Annotated in this window: 19 protein-coding genes; 9 read left to right on the top strand and 10 right to left on the bottom strand. The window is 70.3% G+C overall.

The window, feature by feature from the left end; genetic code table 11:
• The first annotated feature begins 22 nt into the window (after positions 1-22).
• Positions 23-1,177, top strand: a complete 1,155-nt coding sequence (locus tag F4X11_25220) for an ATP-binding protein (GenBank protein MYN68279.1) — start codon at positions 23-25, stop codon at positions 1,175-1,177.
• A gap of 321 nt (positions 1,178-1,498) precedes the next feature.
• Here F4X11_25220 and F4X11_25215 read toward each other — a convergent pair whose 3' ends face one another.
• From F4X11_25215 to F4X11_25190, 6 genes are all read right to left on the bottom strand, one after another.
• A complete protein-coding gene (locus F4X11_25215; GenBank protein ID MYN68278.1) occupies positions 1,499-2,092 on the bottom strand; it encodes a hypothetical protein in 594 nt (197 codons plus the stop codon).
• Between the two features lie 3 nt (positions 2,093-2,095).
• Positions 2,096-4,378 (bottom strand): nitrite/sulfite reductase, encoded by a 2,283-nt coding sequence (locus tag F4X11_25210; GenBank protein MYN68277.1) that lies wholly within the window; start codon positions 4,376-4,378, stop codon positions 2,096-2,098.
• Positions 4,371-5,204 (bottom strand): uroporphyrinogen-III C-methyltransferase, encoded by an 834-nt coding sequence (gene cobA, locus F4X11_25205; GenBank protein ID MYN68276.1) that lies wholly within the window; start codon positions 5,202-5,204, stop codon positions 4,371-4,373. The genes F4X11_25210 and cobA overlap by 8 nt, the downstream gene beginning before the upstream one ends.
• Positions 5,201-5,821, bottom strand: coding sequence for a bifunctional precorrin-2 dehydrogenase/sirohydrochlorin ferrochelatase (locus tag F4X11_25200; protein ID MYN68275.1), 621 nt, complete (start codon positions 5,819-5,821; stop codon positions 5,201-5,203). Before F4X11_25200 ends, cobA begins: the two co-directional genes overlap by 4 nt.
• A gap of 32 nt (positions 5,822-5,853) precedes the next feature.
• On the bottom strand, positions 5,854-6,552 hold the full coding sequence (locus tag F4X11_25195) for a phosphoadenylyl-sulfate reductase (protein MYN68274.1): 699 nt from the start codon (positions 6,550-6,552) through the stop codon (positions 5,854-5,856).
• A 76-nt stretch (positions 6,553-6,628) separates the two neighbouring features.
• Positions 6,629-7,399 carry a sulfite exporter TauE/SafE family protein gene (locus tag F4X11_25190; protein MYN68273.1) on the bottom strand — a complete coding sequence of 257 codons (771 nt, stop codon included), beginning with the start codon at positions 7,397-7,399 and terminating at the stop codon, positions 6,629-6,631.
• 299 nt (positions 7,400-7,698) lie between these two features.
• On the opposite strand from F4X11_25190, the gene F4X11_25185 reads away from it, so the two are divergent.
• Together F4X11_25185 and F4X11_25180 are read left to right on the top strand one after the other, a co-directional pair.
• Positions 7,699-9,510, top strand: a complete 1,812-nt coding sequence (locus tag F4X11_25185) for a bifunctional sulfate adenylyltransferase/adenylylsulfate kinase (protein ID MYN68272.1) — start codon at positions 7,699-7,701, stop codon at positions 9,508-9,510.
• A 22-nt stretch (positions 9,511-9,532) separates the two neighbouring features.
• Positions 9,533-10,132 (top strand): DUF4202 domain-containing protein, encoded by a 600-nt coding sequence (locus tag F4X11_25180; protein MYN68271.1) that lies wholly within the window; start codon positions 9,533-9,535, stop codon positions 10,130-10,132.
• Between the two features lie 28 nt (positions 10,133-10,160).
• Here F4X11_25180 and F4X11_25175 read toward each other — a convergent pair whose 3' ends face one another.
• Positions 10,161-10,577, bottom strand: a complete 417-nt coding sequence (locus F4X11_25175) for a hypothetical protein (GenBank protein ID MYN68270.1) — start codon at positions 10,575-10,577, stop codon at positions 10,161-10,163.
• A 50-nt stretch (positions 10,578-10,627) separates the two neighbouring features.
• On the bottom strand, positions 10,628-11,575 hold the full coding sequence (locus tag F4X11_25170) for a bile acid:sodium symporter family protein (GenBank protein MYN68269.1): 948 nt from the start codon (positions 11,573-11,575) through the stop codon (positions 10,628-10,630).
• A 14-nt stretch (positions 11,576-11,589) separates the two neighbouring features.
• On the opposite strand from F4X11_25170, the gene F4X11_25165 reads away from it, so the two are divergent.
• Entirely contained in the window at positions 11,590-12,408 is an 819-nt protein-coding gene (locus F4X11_25165) for an SDR family oxidoreductase (GenBank protein MYN68268.1), read from the top strand.
• Positions 12,409-12,481: 73 nt separating this feature from the next.
• Here the strand turns inward: F4X11_25165 and F4X11_25160 are convergent, their stop codons facing one another.
• Complete coding sequence (locus F4X11_25160) at positions 12,482-12,919, bottom strand: hypothetical protein (GenBank protein ID MYN68267.1); 438 nt, start codon at positions 12,917-12,919, stop codon at positions 12,482-12,484.
• Positions 12,920-13,066: 147 nt separating this feature from the next.
• On the opposite strand from F4X11_25160, the gene F4X11_25155 reads away from it, so the two are divergent.
• Both F4X11_25155 and F4X11_25150 read left to right on the top strand, forming a co-directional pair.
• The gene (locus tag F4X11_25155) at positions 13,067-13,396 is read left to right on the top strand and encodes a 4a-hydroxytetrahydrobiopterin dehydratase (protein MYN68266.1); all 330 of its coding nucleotides are present in this window, start codon (positions 13,067-13,069) and stop codon (positions 13,394-13,396) included.
• Between the two features lie 137 nt (positions 13,397-13,533).
• On the top strand, positions 13,534-14,715 hold the full coding sequence (locus tag F4X11_25150; protein MYN68265.1) for a P1 family peptidase: 1,182 nt from the start codon (positions 13,534-13,536) through the stop codon (positions 14,713-14,715).
• Positions 14,716-14,767: 52 nt separating this feature from the next.
• On the opposite strand, the gene F4X11_25145 is transcribed toward F4X11_25150, so the two are convergent.
• Entirely contained in the window at positions 14,768-15,226 is a 459-nt protein-coding gene (locus tag F4X11_25145; protein ID MYN68264.1) for an MOSC domain-containing protein, read from the bottom strand.
• Between the two features lie 26 nt (positions 15,227-15,252).
• Here F4X11_25145 and F4X11_25140 point away from each other — a divergent pair, with 26 nt between their 5' ends.
• The 3 genes from F4X11_25140 to F4X11_25130 all read left to right on the top strand — a co-directional run bounded on the left by F4X11_25140 (position 15,253) and on the right by F4X11_25130 (position 17,550).
• Positions 15,253-16,356, top strand: coding sequence for a hypothetical protein (locus F4X11_25140; GenBank protein ID MYN68263.1), 1,104 nt, complete (start codon positions 15,253-15,255; stop codon positions 16,354-16,356).
• 124 nt (positions 16,357-16,480) lie between these two features.
• A complete protein-coding gene (locus F4X11_25135) occupies positions 16,481-17,011 on the top strand; it encodes a DUF4399 domain-containing protein (protein ID MYN68262.1) in 531 nt (176 codons plus the stop codon).
• An 86-nt stretch (positions 17,012-17,097) separates the two neighbouring features.
• The gene (locus F4X11_25130; GenBank protein MYN68261.1) at positions 17,098-17,550 is read left to right on the top strand and encodes a DUF4399 domain-containing protein; all 453 of its coding nucleotides are present in this window, start codon (positions 17,098-17,100) and stop codon (positions 17,548-17,550) included.
• Position 17,551 lies beyond the last annotated feature (1 nt).

The raw sequence follows: 17,551 nt of genomic DNA, 5'->3' as shown, positions 1-17,551 counted from the left end.
TTGTCGTGATATTTTTAGATTCATGTTCGAGCGAAGCCTGTCCCTTCCCGATGCGGGACAGGAGTCCTTCTTCTTGTGGGGACCGCGCCAGACCGGCAAGAGCACACTCCTGAAGCGGCGCTATCCCGAGGCTCGCCGCATCGACTTGCTCAAGGCCGACGAGTTCCGGCGCTATGCCGTCCATCCAGAGCTGCTGCGCCAGGAGATCGAGGCGGAAGCGCCCCAGCCCGGACGGCAGGTCGTCATCGATGAAATCCAGAAGGTCCCGGCGCTGCTCGACGAGGTGCACTGGCTCATAGAGAACCGCGGCCTGCACTTTGCGTTGTGCGGGTCGAGCGCGCGCAAGGTGAGGCGCGGCGCCGCCAATCTGCTCGGTGGGCGGGCGCTGCGCTACTACCTTCACGGCTTGACGGCGCGGGAGATCGGAAACGACTTCGACCTGCCGCGGATGCTCAACCACGGCTATCTGCCGCGGATGTACGAGGCCGGCCGGCCGCGTCGCTTGCTCGATGCCTACATCGCGGACTATCTCCGGGAGGAGATCGCCGCCGAGGGTCTCGTGCGGAACCTGCCGGCGTTCGCCGGCTTCCTGGATGCGGCGGCGCTCGGCGACGGCGCGATGGTCAACTGCTCGACCATCGCCCGCGAGTGCGGCGTTTCCAGCAACACGGTCAAGGGCTATTTCCGGATCCTGGAGGACACGCTGCTGGGGCGGAGCCTGCCGGCGTGGCGCAAACGTCCCAAGCGCCGCACCATCGGCGCGCCGAAGTTCTACTTCGCGGATGTCGGCGTGGTGAATCGCCTCGCGCGCCGGGGCGAGCTGCTGCCCGGCTCCGTGGGCTATGGCCAGGCATTCGAGAACTGGGTGTTCCACGAGCTCTCCGCCTTCATCGACTACCGGGAGTGGGACGGCGACGTTGCCTACTGGCGGCTGGCGGGCGGCACCGAGGTCGACTTCGTGCTCGGCGACATGCACCTCGCGGTCGAGGCGAAGGCCACGTCGCGGGTCACCCGGGATCACCTGAAGGGGCTGCGCAGCCTGGTGCTCGACCATCCGGAGGTCGGCCGGCGGGTCGTGGCCTGCCTGGAGCCCCGCGCCCGGCGCACCGAGGACGGCATCGATATCCTGCCGGCAGAGATCTTCGCGCGCAGGCTGTGGGCTGGCGATTTCCCGTAGCGGGGCCAGCATCGGATCCACGACGCGCGACGCCTTCGACGAGGAGGAGGCCCGTCTCTACATGCAGTGGGGACGACTGCAGTACGATCGCCGGCCCGTTCCCGGCTCGTCGCTCGACGACTTCGACCGCCGCCGTCTCGTCAAACTACTTCCGTGACCTGCGCCGTCAGTACTGCCCGCCGCCGGACGACGCGGAGGCTTGGCGCGGGCTGCTCGTCAACTCGGAGCTGATGGTCGAGCATCAGGGATGCGGTCGTAGCCAGTGAAGCTGGACAGCATCGGTCGTCCCCGGGCGGGTCTTCAGCCCTCCACCCTCCGATGTCACTCTACCCTGGACGACAGTGCGTCGAGTGGGACGGCCGCGGTCGTCTTCAGTGTGAAGCCGAGGCGGGCCGGATCGTTCAGCGGTCGCACCTCGACGTCAGCGTCGCCGAACAGACGACCCCCGAACGCGGCCAGCTCCTCCCGTAGCGCGGACTCGGTATCGGAGGTGCGCGGCGCGACCAGGCGGTCGTTGGACGCGAACTCGATCTCGTTGCCCGGGAACGTGATGCCGCCGCCGGTCATGCGGGACGTGTCCTGCTCCAGGCGACGCGCCGCGGCGACGAGCGCCGCCGCCGCCACTGCCAGTCGCTCGCCGAACGTACCGTCGAGTGGTTGCTTGCGGGTGTACGACAGGCCCGGCCGCCCGCCGGTCTCGTCGAGCGCGTAGTTGGCCTCGTGCGCCGCGAGCAGCACGCTCGGGCCGTCGACGAGGTGCGTGTAGTCGGCGACGTCGATCAGGAGTCCCGGTACGGCGTGCTCCTGTATCCACGTGTGGAAGACCGGAATGATCGTGCTCGGCGCGCCCGCCGACGCGGGCTCCGCGAAGATCTTCAGACTGAAACGCTGCAGCGCCGCGGCGTCGAATGCCATCGGTTACGCCCGCTCCTCGGCGGCGGCCGGCATCCCGGCGGCCGGCCGCGCGGCGAGCCGCGCCTGGCACGCGTGGCAGGCTTCGAGGAAGAGCTGCGCCTCCTCGATCAGGTGGTGCACGGCGTCGGGGGCGAGCCGCGGGCCCGACTCGTGCCGGCGGAACAGGTACATGGCGAACTTGCCGCCCGCGTACTTGTCGAAGAAGACCTGCGTATCGAAGAACCGCGTCCGGAACTCGCGGACGATGGCGTCCGCATCGTCGCCGATGTCGATGAACTCCGACTTGATCAGTCCCCGCGCGCCCAGCAGCATCGCGCCGTAGGCCAGCTCGTCGGCCTGTGCGATGGCCTGCTCCTCCAGCCGCGACTGCGCCTCGAAGATGCGCGCCTCGGCCGCGGCGAGGTCGAACTCGGTCAGCGACACGACCTCGCCCGCGCATTCGCCGACACCCATGTCGCCGAGGGTGAACTCGCGCGGATCGCCCCAGTCGGAGTAGAACGACGGGTCGTCGTCGTGGGACGGGACGGGGGCCAGATCGGCGAACATCTCGCGCAGGGCGCGCTTGCCGATGCGGCGCGTGTAGTCCTGGAACGACTCGTCCTCGCGGCGTTCGGCGACGAACCGTCCGGTGATGCGCTCGACGACCTCGGGAATGCGCTTGGACGGCACGGCGCCGGACGCGAGGCCGTACGCGCCGGCGTTGTCGAGCCACTTGCCGCCGAGCACCACCTGGAAGTGGGGCACCGCATAGCCGCCGATGTTGCGGCTGACCCCGTAGAACCCGAGGTCGGCGATGTGATGCTGGCCGCACGAGTTGAAGCAGCCGCTCGTCTTGATGCGCAGCCCTTCGACGGCCGGGTCGAAAGCGCCCGCGGCGGCCCGCTCGGAGAGCCGGGACGTGAGCTCGGCCGCCAGTCCGCGCGACGAGGCGATGCCGAGCTTGCAGGTGTCGGTGCCGGGGCAGGCGGTGATGTCGGCGAGGGTCCCGGCCCCTGCCCCGCCGAGCCCGACGGCCGACAGCTCGCGATACAGTGCGGGCAGGTCGGCCTCGCTGACCCAGCGCAGGACGATGTTCTGCTCGACCGTCGCCCGCACCGCGCCGCCGACGTACTGTCTGGCGAGGGCGGCCAGACGCCGCATCTGGTGGGCGGTCAGGTCGCCGAGCGGCAGCGCGACGGTGACCGTCGCGTAACCGGTCTGGCGCTGGCGGTAGACGTTGGTCCGCGCCCACCCCGCGAAGCCGTTCGACCCGGCGCCGCCGCCCGCCGCGGCGGGCCGGAGCGGCTGCTCGGCTTCCGGCGGCGCGCCGGAGAGGTGCGCGGTCCAGCGCGGGTCGTCGGGCAGGGCGGCGCGCTCTTCGAGGACGAGCCGCCTGAACTCGTCGAGTCCCAGGTGCGCCACCAGGAACTTGATGCGCGCGCGGGCCCGGTTGCGCTTCTCGCCGAGCCGGGCGAAGACGCGCGAGATGGCCTGCGCGATCGGCAACAGCTCCTCGACCGGCAGGAACTCGTCGAACAGCCGGGCCTGGTGCGGCACCGCGCCGAGACCTCCCCCGACGTAGGTCTCGAAGCCGTGCCGCTCGACGCCGTTCTCGTTTCGGGTGACCGCGATCAGACCCAGATCGTGCATCGAGACGAGCCCGCAGGCGTGCTCGCGGCAGCCCGAGAACGCCACCTTGAACTTGCGCCCGAAGTCCTGTGCGTCCGGGTGCCCGAGCAGGAAGCGCATGCACGCCTCCGCGTGCGGGGTGACGTCGAAGGTCTCGTCGCGGCAGACCCCGGCCAGCGGGCAGGCGGTGACGTTGCGGACGGTGTTGCCGCACGCCTCGCGGGTCGTGATGCCGACCGCCGCGAGGCGGCGCATCAGGTCCGGCGTGTCGTCGAGATGGACGAAGTGGAGCTGGATGTCCTGGCGCGTCGTCACGTGGCAGACGCCGTCGCTGTACTCCGCGGCGAGGTCCGCCAGCGTGTCCATCTGGTCGGGCGTCAGCCGGCCCATCGGGATCTTGATCCGCTGCATCCCGGGCGCGTCCCAGACCGTCTCCGGTCCCTTGGTGAGGCCGTCCGACGGATACGGCAGCGTCTTCGGGCCGGTGCCGTCGTTGCGCTGTCCGTTGTCGTAGCGCTGCCCGTAGACGCCGCGGCGCAGGCGCGTCTCGGCGAACACCTTCTCGTCGATCTTGTCCTGCCGCCGGAGAGCGATCTGGCGCTCGAACGTGTCTATCTCGGCCGCCAGCGCGGCCGGAATACGGTCGGCGAGTGCTTCCTTCCAGGTCATGTCACACATTCCTTGCCTGCACGCGTGGGCCGTCGAGAGTCCGCGGCGCGTCGGTTCGCGCCGGCGTCCGTGTCCCGCCGATGAGCGCGCTCAGGTTCGCCACCTCGCCGACCACGATGGTGCCGGGTGCGTCTGCCGGGGCTTCGAACCGGGCGGTTCCGAGCTCGCCGAGGCTTCCGGTCCAGAGGTGCATCCGCGGTGTCGAAGCGGCCAGCGCGACGGCTGCCGGCGTATGCGCGTTCCAGCCGTGGTCGAGCAGCGTCGCGGCGATGCGCGCTCGATTCCGCAGGCCCATGAGGACGATCACCGTCATCGATCCGGGGGCCATCGCGCCCAGGATGGGCTCGAATGCTCCAGCCGCATGGCCGGAGACCACCGTGAACCCGGCGGCGAGTCCCCGGTGCGTCACCGGAATGCCCGCCAATGCAGGCGCCGCGACCGCGGCCGTGACGCCGGGAACCACCTCGAAGGGAATGCCGGCCGCCCGAAGCGCCAGCGCTTCCTCGCCACCCCGCCCGAGCAGAAACGGGTCGCCGTTCTTCAGCCGCACCACACGCTTGCCGCGCCGTGCGCCGCGGATCATCACCTGGTGGATCGTGTCCTGGTCCACCGAGGGCCGTCCGGCCCGCTTGCTGACGGAAAAGTGCTGCGCCCGCGTCGCCAGGGCCGTGACGTCCGCCGGAACCAGCCCGTCGTACAGCAGCAGGTCCGCCTCGGCGAGGCGCCGCGCCGCCTTCAGCGTCAGCAGCTCCGGGTCTCCGGGACCGGCCCCGACGAGCGACACGAATCCGAGCCTGCCGCCGTGCGGCGCCGGTGCGTTCTTGCCGGTCGTCATGACGTCGAGGTTCCCGGCGTCACGGTATCGGACGCCCTGCAATCGTCGTCGCTGTCGCGGGAATAGAGCCTGACGAGCGCCTCCAGCAGTTCCGGTCGCCGCGCTTCCATGGGTACCTGCCCGGCTCGCCACCGCTCGCGCATTCGCACGGCCTCGGGCAGCCAGCGCTCGATCTCCTCCTCGGGGAGGACCGCGTCGATCCCTTCGCGCAGCAGCCCGGCCAGGGCCGGGGCGCGCCCGTCGGTCGAGATGGCGAAGGTCACGCCCGCACGCCGCACGACGCCGCCCAGGTAGAGGCTGGCGTTCGGCGGATCGTCGACCGCGTTGACGAACACGCGCCGCGCCTCGGCCGCCAGCGCCACCTCGCGGTTGACCGCCGGCGTCGCCGCCGCCACCACCAGCCACGCGCCGTCGAGGTCGGACGGCCGGAACTCGCGCTCGACCGGCGTCACGTTCTCTGCTTCCGCTTCAGCCTCGGCGACCCACGCCGGCGCGACGACGGTAACGTCGGCCCCCGCGTCGAGCAGTCCGCGCAGCTTCGACGCCGCGACGGGGCCGGCCCCGACCACCACCACCCGCCGGCCGTCGAGCTTCAGAAAGGCGGGGTAGAGGTGCATCCTGCCATCGCTCCTGTTGCGCGGGCCGTTGCTCAGCGCGCGGCCACAGCCGGGCCGTGCAGCCCGCACTCCGTCTTCACACTGTGCCGCCAGCGGCCCGCGCGGTCGTCCTCTCCAGGCCGTACCGGGCTCGTGCAGGGGAGGCAGCCGATGCTCGGGTAGCCCAGATCATGCAGCGGATTGTACGGCACGTCGTGTTCCAGGATGTGGCGCCAGACGTCGTGCTTCGTCCAGCCGACCAGCGGATTGATCTTCGCTATTCCGAACTTCGGATCCCACTCGATGGCGCGCGCGTCGGCGCGCTGCGGCGTCTGGTCGCGCCGGATGGCGGTGATCCAGGCGTCGACGCGGGCCAGCTCGGCCGCGAGCGGCGCCACCTTGCGGATCGCGCAGCAACGGTCGGGATCCCGTTCCCACAGGCGTTCGCCGTGCGCGAGCGCCTGCTCCTCCAGGGCCAGCTCCGGTGAGATACGGCGGATCTCGATATCGTACCGCTTCTCCAGGCCGCGCCACAGGGCGTAGGTCTCCTCGAAGAACAGGCCGGTGTCGAGGGTGAACAGATCGATGGGCAGCCGCTGGCGCCCGATCAGATCGATCAGGACGCAACCCTCGGGTCCGAACCCGGTGGCGAACGTCAGCCGGTCGGCGTAGCGTTCCACCGCCCAGCGCAGCACGTCGCCGGCGGGCCGGCTCTCGAGCTCCGCAGCGCAGCCTGCGAATTCTGCTTCCAACCGATCCGGAGTCCGGTCCAGGCTGACGTCGACGGTCACGAGGCGTCTCCTTCTTCTTGGGCGATGCGAAGCCCGGCTACATTCCAAACACGGCCAGCGGCACGCCGATGGCGACGAGCACGACGGCCAGGGCGGCGCGCAACGACCGCTCCTCGACTCCGGTCGCCAGCCGCGCCCCGGTCAGCACGCCCGGTATCGCGCCGGCAAGCACCGTCCCGGCCAGCGCTACGTCTACCCGCCCCGCGCTCGCGTGGCCCAGCGTCGCCACGGCCGAGAGCGCGAGGGCATGGACCAGATCGGTTCCCACGGTCTCTCGCGCCCGCAGCGGGTACCCGAGCGCCAGCACGCAGAGAAGCAGCGAGCCGCTGCCGACGCTGGTCATGCTCACCAGGACGCCGGTCACGAAGCCGAGGCCCGCCGTCACCGCCGTCGCCGGCGTCCCGGTCGGCCGTGGTCGGCCGGCCAGGGTCAGACGCAGCAGGAGCGCCGCGCCGGCGGCCGCGAGCACGACGCCCAGCGCGTGGGTCAGCCAGGTCTCCAACCGGTCGAGCGGCATGCGGTTGAGGATCATCATCCCGACCAGCGCACCCGGAATCGATCCGGCGGCCAGGCGTCCGACGGTCGACCAATGCACCTCGCGACGCAAGGCGTAGAATCCGCCGCCGAACAGCTTCATGCCACTGGCGACCAACACATCCGAACCGATGGCGATCGAAGGGGGCACACGGGCGAACAGAATCAGCGCCGGCGTCAGCAGGGCGCCGCCGCCGGTCGAGGTGGCGCCGACGAGCAGGCCGGCAGCGAATCCAATGGCGGTCGGGGCGAAGTCGGTCACGTCGGGTTCCACTCACGATTCAAGGGCACAAAAAAAGCCCGGAGGGCGCTTGCCCCCCGGGCCTCGGTGTCGTGCGTCGTGCTCTAGTCTCAGTCTACGTAGGCGTGCAACGCGGTACGACCGTCGGCGCGGGGGAGCCCTCGGGTCCCCGTACAACAGCAACAACAGGCGCAGACGTTCGTCGGGATCGTCATCGCGGTGCGTACGCTCGCCATTTTAGCCTGCCGGGGTGGTCGACCGTCAAGGGAGTGGCGGACAAGGTTCGCCCAGGCTCCCGCGATCGGGGTGATCGCGGGGCGACGCTCGATACCATGCGCGCGGGAGAGGACCGCAGTCGCGTGCTAGGGTACGAGGTTCGCTACGTTCGCAAACCTGCCAGTAGAGAGGAAGCACTCGTCTTGTCCGACCATCTGATCGCCCCGCACGGCGGGGCACTCGTCAACCTCTTCGCCAGCGAGGATCGGTGCGCCGAGCTGAAGGCGGAATCACGCGACTGGCCGTCTCTCGATCTCTCCCCGCGCCAACTGTGCGACCTGGAGCTGCTCGTCAGCGGCGGGTTCTCCCCGCTCCACGGGTTTCTGCGGCAGCGCGACTACGACCGCGTGTGCGCGCAGATGCGCCTCGACGACGGGACCCTGTGGCCGGTACCGATCACGCTCGACGTTCCGGAATCGCTGGCGTCGTCGCTGTCGCCCGGAGCGCGCCTGGCGTTGCGCGACGAAGAGGGCGTCATGCTGGCCGTCCTCGACGTCGAGGACATCTGGCAGCCGGATCGGCCCGCGGAGGCGGCGGCGGTCTTCGGCACGACCAACGCCGAACATCCGGGCGTGGCCCACCTGCTCGACCGGACGCAGCCCTGCTGCCTCGGCGGCCGGGTGACCGCCGTGCAGCCGGTCACCCACTACGACTACCGCCTGCTGCGCCATACCCCGGCCGAGCTGCGCGCGGAGTTCGCCAAGCTGGGCTGGACCAGGGTGGTCGCCTTCCAGACGCGCAACCCGATGCACCGGGCGCACCAGGAGCTGACCCTGCGGGCGGCCAAGGAGGTCGAGGCGAGCCTGCTGATCCACCCGGTGGTCGGCCTGACCAAGCCCGGTGACGTGGATCACTACACGCGCGTGCGGTGCTACCAGGCGTTGCTGCAGCGCTATCCGTCCAGGACGGCGCTGCTGTCGTTGCTGCCGCTGGCGATGCGCATGGGCGGTCCGCGCGAGGCGGTCTGGCACGCGATCATCCGCAAGAACCACGGCTGTTCCCACCTCATCGTCGGGCGCGACCACGCCGGCCCGGGCAGCGACTCGGCGGGCAATCCGTTCTACGGCCCGTACGACGCACAGGAACTGCTGCGAGAGCACGAGGCCGAGCTCGGGGTGACGATGGTCCCGTTCAGGATGATGGTCTACGTCGAGGACCGCGATTCGTACATGCCGGTCGACGAGGTTCCGGAGGGGACGCGCACCCTGAACCTCTCGGGCACCGAGCTGCGGCAGCGTCTCGCCGGCGGGAAGGACATCCCGTCCTGGTTCACCTTCCCCGAGGTCGCCCAGGAGTTGCGGCGCAGCCACCCGCCGCGGGAGCGGCAGGGGTTCACGGTCTTCTTCACCGGGTTGTCGGGATCGGGGAAATCGACCATCGCCAATGCGCTCCTGGTCAAGTTCCTGGAGTTCGGCGGGCGGCCGGTGACGCTGCTCGACGGCGATCTGGTGCGGAAGAACCTGTCGAGCGAGCTGGGCTTCTCGAAAGAGCACCGCGACATCAACATCCGGCGCATCGGCTACGTGGCGTCGGAGATCACCAGGAACGGCGGCATTGCCGTCTGCGCTCCCATCGCGCCGTACGACGCGGTGCGCAAGGATGTGCGCGCGATGATCGAGCCGGCCGGCGGCTTCGTGCTGGTGCACGTCGACACGCCGCTCGACGTGTGCGAGCAGCGCGACCGCAAGGGCCTGTACGCCAAGGCGCGGGCCGGCATCATCAAGGAGTTCACCGGGATATCCGATCCCTACGAGGCGCCGGCGGACGCCGAGCTGGCGATCGACACCACCGCGCTGACGCCCGACGAGGCGGCGCAGCGGATCATCCTGCACCTGGAGAAGGCGGGTTACGTCGGCGCGGCGGATTGAAGCCGGCGAGGAGCCACGTGCGATGAGCCGGGTATTCGAGCCGTCGGAGCGCTTCCGCGAAGCCGTTGCGTGCTTCGACCGCGCGAACGCCGAGGATCCCAACGTCGAAACGGTGGACGGCGTTTCCCATCCGAAGGAGCTGCTCTACGCGCAGCGGATGTCCGATGCGCTGGAGCGCTTCGCGCCGGACGCTTCCGAGGTCGTCCGCCTGGCGGCGCGCTGCCAGCACATCAGGCGCTGGACCGTTTCCCGCGACAGCTACCCGCAGGGGCGCGACGGCTACCGCCGCTGGCGGACCGATCTGGGTGGTTTCCACGCCGAGACCGCGGGCGGCATCCTGCGCGAGATCGGCTACGAGGAGGCCGCCGTCGGGCGCGTTCGGGCGCTGCTCCGCAAGGAGCGGCTGAAGGCCGATCCCGAGGTGCAGCTCCTCGAGGACGTCGTCTGTCTCGTCTTCCTACGCCACTACCTCGCGCCCTTCGCGGCGCAGCACGAGGACGAGAAGGTCGTCGGGATTCTGCGGAAGACGTGGCGGAAGATGTCGGAACGGGGACGGGCGGCCGCGCTCGACCTCGACCTCGCGCCGGAGCTGCGGGCCCTGGTGACCCGCGCCGTCGGTTGACCGGAGAGCGGCGTCGTCCGGCGCTCGCCTACCACCCGAACTTCCGCCGCACCGCCACGCGCTCCGGCGACACCTGCACGTCGAGATCCCGCGTCACGCGGTTGTCCGGCAGCGTCAGGAGCACCGCCCCGAGGCCGACCGCGCCGATGCCGGCCCAGGCCAGCTTGGGGCGCGTGAACGTGGCGTCGGTCGTCGCATCGCGGACGTCCGTGTCGAACGGCCAGTCCGGGCTGACGAAGACGCATTGCGTCGGCTGGTGCTGATACGTGTGTTTGCTGTAGCCCTCCGGGCAGATGTCGGTCTCGTAGTCGAACGCCGCGATCACGAGACCCGCCCCCGCCAGGAGGGACACGATTCCGGTCGTCTTGCGCGACTGCGCCGCCGCGGGCGATGCCGTGGACAGCAGGACGAGAACGCACGCCGCAACCATGAGGATCCTCTTCATCGCCGTCATCCCTCCTTGGGGATCGTCTTGTCCGGCCGTCGCGCGGAATCTCATTCCCGGGGTGCACGCTCCGTCGTCGTCATCCGCCAGATCGCGGCGGCGATGCTGCCGACGACCGAGTGCATCACCGCGGACATCGCACTCGGGATGGCCACCAGCGGATTCGCGAAATTCTGCCGCGCCAGGACGACACCGAGCCCGGAGTTCTGCATCCCCACTTCGATCGCCGCGGTGCGCGCCGCCTGCTCGCGGCCCGTCCACAGGCGGGCGGCGCCGTAGCCGAGCACGAACCCGCCGGCGTGCAGGAAGAGCACGGCGAGCAGCAGGCGGGCGCCCGCCTCGATGACCTGCTCACGCCCGCCGCCGATGACCGAGGCGGCAATCAGCACGATGGCGACCACCGCCACCAGCGGCGCCACCGGCAGCACGCGGCGGCAGGCGACGGGAAAGCGCGCCTTGAGCACGGCGCCGGCCACGACCGGCAGGACGACCACCTGCACGGTGTCCAGCAGCAGGCCCCCCGCCGGTACGTCGATCCGGCTGCCGGCGAGCAGCGCGGTCAGCGTCGGGGTCATCAGCACCGCCAGCAGCGTCGAGGCGGTCGTCATGGTTACCGAAAGAGCGACGTCGGCGCGGGCCAGGAACGCAATGACGTTCGAGGCGGTGCCTCCGGGGCAGCACGAGACCAGGATGAGGCCGACGGCGAACGGCGTCGGCAGGTCGAGCAGCCAGCCGATGCTCCAACCGAGCAGCGGCATCACCGTGTATTGCAGCGCGACACCGGGCAGGACGCTGGTGCGTTCGCGGGCGATGTGCCGGAAGTCCTCGAAACCGACCGTCATGCCCATGCTCAGCATGATGACGCCCAGGCCGACGGTGATGAACGGCCCGCTGAACCAGGTGAACAGCTCGGGCCGGACCAGGGCGATGCCGCTGGCGAGGAGCAGCCAGAGGGGAAAGGCGTTGGTGAGGACGGTCAGTACCGACAATCCGCGCATTGTATGGTTTCTCGATGAGCTTTCAACCGGATCTGTTGCAAGGCAAGGCGGCGCTGGTGACCGGCGGCGGCACCGGCATCTGCCGCGGCCTGTCGCTGGCGCTGGCCGCGCACGGCTGCGACGTGGCGATCACCAGCCGCCGGGCGGAGCACCTGGAGCCCACCCGCCGCGAGCTCGAGGCGCTCGGGGTCCGGGCGCTGGCGGTCGCGGGCGACGTCCGGGATCCGGCCGCGGTCGACGCCGCGGTCGCGCAGACGGTCGACGCGTTCGGGCGGCTCGACATCCTGGTCAACGGCGCCGCCGGCAACTTCCTCTGCCGGGCCGAGGACCTGTCGCCCAACGCGTTCGGGGCGGTGGTGGACATCGACCTCAAGGGGACGTTCCACGTGTGCCGGGCGGCGCTGCCGCACCTGAAGAAGCAGGGCGGGGTCGTGCTGAACATCAGCGCCACGCTGCACTACTTCGGGACGGCGGCGCAGTTGCACGTGTCGGCGGCCAAGGCGGGCGTCGACGCCCTGACCCGCGTGCTCGCCGTTGAGTGGGGCGAGTACGGTATCCGGGTGAACGGCATCGCGCCGGGGCCGATCGCCGACACCGAGGGAGTGCGCAGACTGCTCGTCGGGCCGGCGAAGGACCGCGTCGTCGAGATGACCCCGCTACGCCGCCTCGGCGCCATCGACGACGTCTCGAAGGCGGCGCTCTACCTCTGCTCGGACCTCGCGTCGTTCGTCAGCGGCGTCACCCTGGTGGTGGACGGTGGGCTCTGGCTGACGTCGAGCCGGATGGCGGAGGCATGGGATGCCGCCGTCGCGGCTGCGAAGGACCGGTCGTGATGGACGGCGCTCGACGATGTGCCCCGGGGAGCGCGCACGGCCCCCGGGGGCGGGTCGCGGACGGCAACGCCGGTCAGACGCGCTGGTAGTCCGGCCTCCAGTTCTCGATCGCCTGCTTGATCGTCTTCTGATCGGCCTTCTCGTCGAGCGCCCGGCGGACCAGGGCCGGCAGCTCGTCGTCGTCGGCGAAGCGCAGCGCGACGCACTGCGCGGTCGTTACCTCCTCGATGCGCGGCTTCAGGTCGTCCGGCAGCAGGCGCGCCATGCGCATGCGCTCCTCGAGGCGGATGACGCGGTCCTGGGCCTTGAGCGCGTTGACGCGGGCGAAGAACAACGCCAACATCAGGCCGACAGCCACGCCGGCGCGATTCAAGGTCTCGACCGTGATTCCGTCCAGCAGCCCGACCAGGGCCAGGACGAGGTTGATCCCCAGCAGGGGCATGGCCACGTAGTGGAACAGCGGTACCCACTTCACGTGGTTCGCGTAGTTCTGGGGGCGCTTTTCGGACATGATTGATCTCCCGGGAGCGTGTGGGTCGATCGTCGGGGGACGAGTCGGACGGGCTCCCACCATCCACTATATCCGGCCGGCCGCCGTGCCCGCGGGCGCTCGCCGCGGACCGGAACAAGACGCGGCGCGGGCGGCCGAGGAGGAGCGATGAGTGAACTCGCGAAGCAGCAGTGCGTCCCATGCCGGGGCGGCGTGCCCCCGTTGACCGGCGCGGAGTTGGAGGCGTTCCGGACGAAGCTGGGCGGCGACTGGAACGTCGTCGAGCAACACCACCTGGAGAACGTCTACAAGTTCGACGACTTCCGGCAGGCGCTCGACTTCACGGTCAAGGTCGGCGAGATGGCGGAGGAGCAGGACCACCACCCCGACATCTACCTGACCTGGGGGCGGGTCAAGGTCACGATCTGGACCCACAAGATCGACGGCCTGACGGAGAGCGATTTCGTCTTCGCGGCGAAGGCGGACGCGTTGCGATGACGGCGCCGTTCTCGTTGACGACGATACCGTTGGCGTTGCTCCTCGCCGGCAGCCCGATTGCGGCCGCGCTCGTGCCGGTCGGGGCGGCCTCCGCGGCCGCTCCCGTCGCGCGCGCCGCGGCGGGCCGGGAGGCGGCCATGCCACGACCGGCGGGTGCGCCGGCGTCGACCCCGAACGCGCAGCCGACCGCGCGACAGGAGCCGCCGCGCCCGCGGGTGCGCGACCTGGGCATCGAGGTCGGCGTCTTCCCGCCGGGTGAGTTCAACGCGATCACCGACGTGGAGGGGGTCCTGGTCGGCCACGCCACCATCGTCCGGGGCGACAGCGTCCGCACCGGCGTCACCGCGATTCGTCCGCACGGCGGCAACGTCTTCTTCGACCGCGTACCGGCCGCGATCCACACCGGCAACGGGTTCGGCAAGCTGCTCGGCGTCACCCAGGTCCGCGAGCTGGGCGAGCTGGAGACTCCCGTTCTCCTGACCTGTACGTTGTGCGTCTGGCAGGCGGCCGACGCCCTGGTCGGATGGGCGCTCGGCGCACCGGACATGCAGGGCGTGCGGTCCATCAACCCCGTCGTCGGCGAGACCAACGACGGCGGCCTCAATGACATTCGCAGCCGGCCGGTGACCGCCGGCGACGTGCGGGCGGCGCTCGAGGGCGCGGCGGCGGGGCCGGTCGAGGAGGGCGCGGTCGGGGCCGGGACCGGCACGTCGGCGTTCGGCTGGAAAGGCGGGATCGGCACGAGCTCGCGGGTGCTCCCCGCGTCGCTGGGCGGCTACACCGTGGGCGTGCTGGTGCAGTCCAACTTCGGCGGCATCCTGCAGATTCTGGGTGCGCCGGTGGGGCGGGAGCTGGGCCGCTACGCGTTCAGCGCCGAGGTCGGCGGGAACGGCGACGGCGCTCCCCCGGATCCCGGACGGGACGAGAGCGAGAACCAGTCGCAGGGATCGATCATGATGGTCGTGGCCACCGACGCGCCGCTGTCGGAGCGCAACCTGGAGCGGGTGGCGCGCCGCACCGTGATGGGGTTGGCCCGGACCGGGTCGTTCGCCGGTAACGGATCGGGCGACTACGCGATCGCCTTCTCGACCGCGGCGGGCGTGCGGCGGCGGCCGGACGACCGGGTACGGACCGTGGAGGACCTGTCGAACGGCAACATGTCGGCCCTCTTTCAGGCGACGGTGGAAGCGACCGAGGAGGCGATCTACAACTCGCTGTTCAAGGCGGTCACGGTGAGCAGCCGACGGGGGACGCGCGAGGCGTTGCCCATCGAGGCCGTGATGGAGGTGCTCGAACGCCACGGCGTGATCCGGCGTTGAGCCGCGGACGGCGGCTCCGGCGTCGAGGCTCGTGGGTGTCCGGCGCAGACGCTCAGGGCTGGGCGGCGGTGTCGGAGTCCTCCCACGTCACCGCATCGCCCACGGTAATCTCTCCGTCGTCGAGCACTTCGGCGAACGCGCCGCCGGCCCACGCCGGATCCAGCGCACCGCGCAGGCCGGGGCGGGCCGCGTCCATGTGCTCGCAGGGACGGGTCTCGCCCCATATCCGCAGGCGGCACGATCCGACGCGCAGGGTCCGGCCGCGCGTGTCGTCGAGGTCGATACCCTCGATGAGCATGTTGGCGCGGCGCAGGGCCGGATCGATGTCGTCGGTCAGCGCCTCGTTCACGCCGTCCCACCGCCGGCGGGAGATGATCGTGACCTGGCGCTTCCCGCCCTGGTCGGCGTTGCCCACCAGGCCGCGCCCGGCGCGCAGCGTGGCGCGCTCGACCGCGTCCATGGGTCCCCGGTGAAACCGCTTGATCCACAGGCGTTCGAGTCGTGCAGTCATGCCCGCTAGTGTAAGATCACCGGTTGATGAGTACGCTGACGACCGATTTACAGGGCAGGGCCGACGCGGCGCGCGCGTCGCTCGACGCCTGGGTGCGCGAGGTGGTCGCGTGGCATTTCGACCCGGCGACCGGCTGTCCGTTCTGGCTGGAATGGGCCGAGAAGGCCGGTTGGGATCCCCGCAAGGAGGTCGAGCGCTTCGACGATCTCCGCAAGTTCGGCCACTTCGAGGATGAATGGCTGCGGGGCGGCCCGGTGCGCCGCTGGGTGCCGCGGGCCTACGCCGACAAGCCGATCTTCGTCTTCGAGACGGGCGGCACGACCGGCATCCCCAAGAGCCGCATCGCCATAGACGACTTCCGAACCGACTACGAGCTGTTCTCCGACACGCTGCCCGACGAGTGCTTTCCGAAGGGAGCCAACTGGTTGATGCTCGGCCCGAGCGGGCCGCGGCGGCTGCGTCTGGCGGTGGAGCATCTGGCGCAGCACCGCGGCGGCATCTGCTTTTGCGTCGACCTCGATCCACGCTGGGTGATCAAGCTGATCAGGAAAGGCTGGATGGACCACCTGAAAGCCTACCAGGCCCACGTGATCGATCAGGCGATCACCGTGCTGTCGGCCGGCCACGACATCAAGTGCCTGTTCTCGACGCCGAAGCTGATCGAGGCGCTGGCGAACCGCCTGGAGGAAGAGGGCTCGAGCATCCGCGAGACCGGCATCACCGGCATCTTCGCCGGCGGCACCGAGTTCACGCCGCAGTGGAACCGGTTCGCGAACGAGGAGCTGCTCGACGGCGTCTACATGACGCCCACCTACGGCAACACGCTGATGGGGCTGGCGGCGAGTCCGCCGAGCGGAGCGGCCGAGGGCTACAAGATCACGTATCATGCGCCGCAGCCGCGGGCCGTGCTGCAGGTGGTCGATCCCGACGACGCCGATCGGGTCGTCGACCACGGCGGCACCGGGCGCGTGATGCTGACCACGCTGACGAAGGAGTTCTTCGTCCCGCGCTTCCTCGAGCGCGACGAGGGCGAGCGGGAGCCGCCCTGTGAACAGTATCCGTGGGACGGAGTCAGCGGCGTGCGGCCGTTCAGCGCGCTGGCGTCCTCCACTACCGTCGGGGTCTACTAGTCGGGGCGCCGGCCGGGAAATCGCGATGAAGTCCGCCGCGCGGTCACGGTGTCGAAACACCGGCGCGGCGGGTTCCTGCGAGCAACCAGCGGACGAGCATCCCATGCAAGGAGCGGGTGTAACGATGCGAACCGATCTACTACGCGTCAACTGGAAAGTCATGGCCTGCCTGGTCCTCGTGCCGGCGCTCGCGGTCTTCGGCTGCGGCGGCGGTGGCGGCGGCATGGAGGCTGAGCCCGAGGTGGCCGAAGAGCCGATGGAGGAGGAGGCGCCCGCGCCGAGCGGACCGCCGCGGGTCTTCTTCGTCGCGCCGCTGGACGGCGATCAGATCTCGAGCGACCACGACGTGGAGGTCGAGTTCGGCGCCGAGAACTTCATGATCGCGGCCATTCCCGAGGGGTTCGACCCCGAGGCCGACGCGCCGCGGGCCGACGTGGGCCACTATCACCTGGGCGTCGATACCGGTTGCCTGCCGGCCGGGGAGATCATCCCGGAGGGCCAGGGATGGGTGCACTTCGGCGACGGCTCGAACGTGTTCACGCTGCAGGTCGAGCCGGCGGCCTACGAGCTCACCCTGCAGATCGGCGACGATCTGCACCGCACGCAGGAGGGGCTCTGCGAGACGATCAGCATCGAGGTAGCCGACGGGATCTGACCGGATCCCGTCCCGGACGATTCGGGATGCGTCCGGCGAGGCGGTGGGAAGCCGTCTCGCCGGGCCTTTGAAGGAGCGAGAGCGTAATGCGATTCGACAGTTTGAGAACGATTGCGGCGACCGGTCTGGCGATCGTGATGTTGGCGGCGGGCGCTGCCGGCGCGGCGGCCCGGGAGGAGGCGCGGGTCTTCTTCGTGTCGCCGGCCGACGGATCACAGCATGCGGACGACGTTGTCAGCATCGAGTTCGGGGCCGAGAACTATCCGATCTCCGCCATTCCGGAGGGCTTCGATCAGGAGACGGGCACGCCGCGCGACGGTGTGGGTCACTACCACCTGGGCTACAACACGGGTTGCCTGCCGGTGGGCAAGATCATCCCGCAGGGCGAGGGCTGGCAGCACTTCGGTGACGGCTCGAGCACGACGACCCTGGAGAACGCGCCGGCCGGCACCTACGAGCTGACCGTGCAGATTGGCGACGATCAGCACCGGACGCAGGAAGGCCTCTGCGCGACCATCAGCATCGAGGTGACCGACTAGG

The organism is Acidobacteriota bacterium (assembly GCA_009861545.1).
GTDB lineage: Bacteria > Acidobacteriota > Vicinamibacteria > Vicinamibacterales > UBA8438 > WTFV01.
Note: the sequence above shows the minus strand (reverse complement) of the source record. Positions and strands in the feature narration are given on the sequence as shown.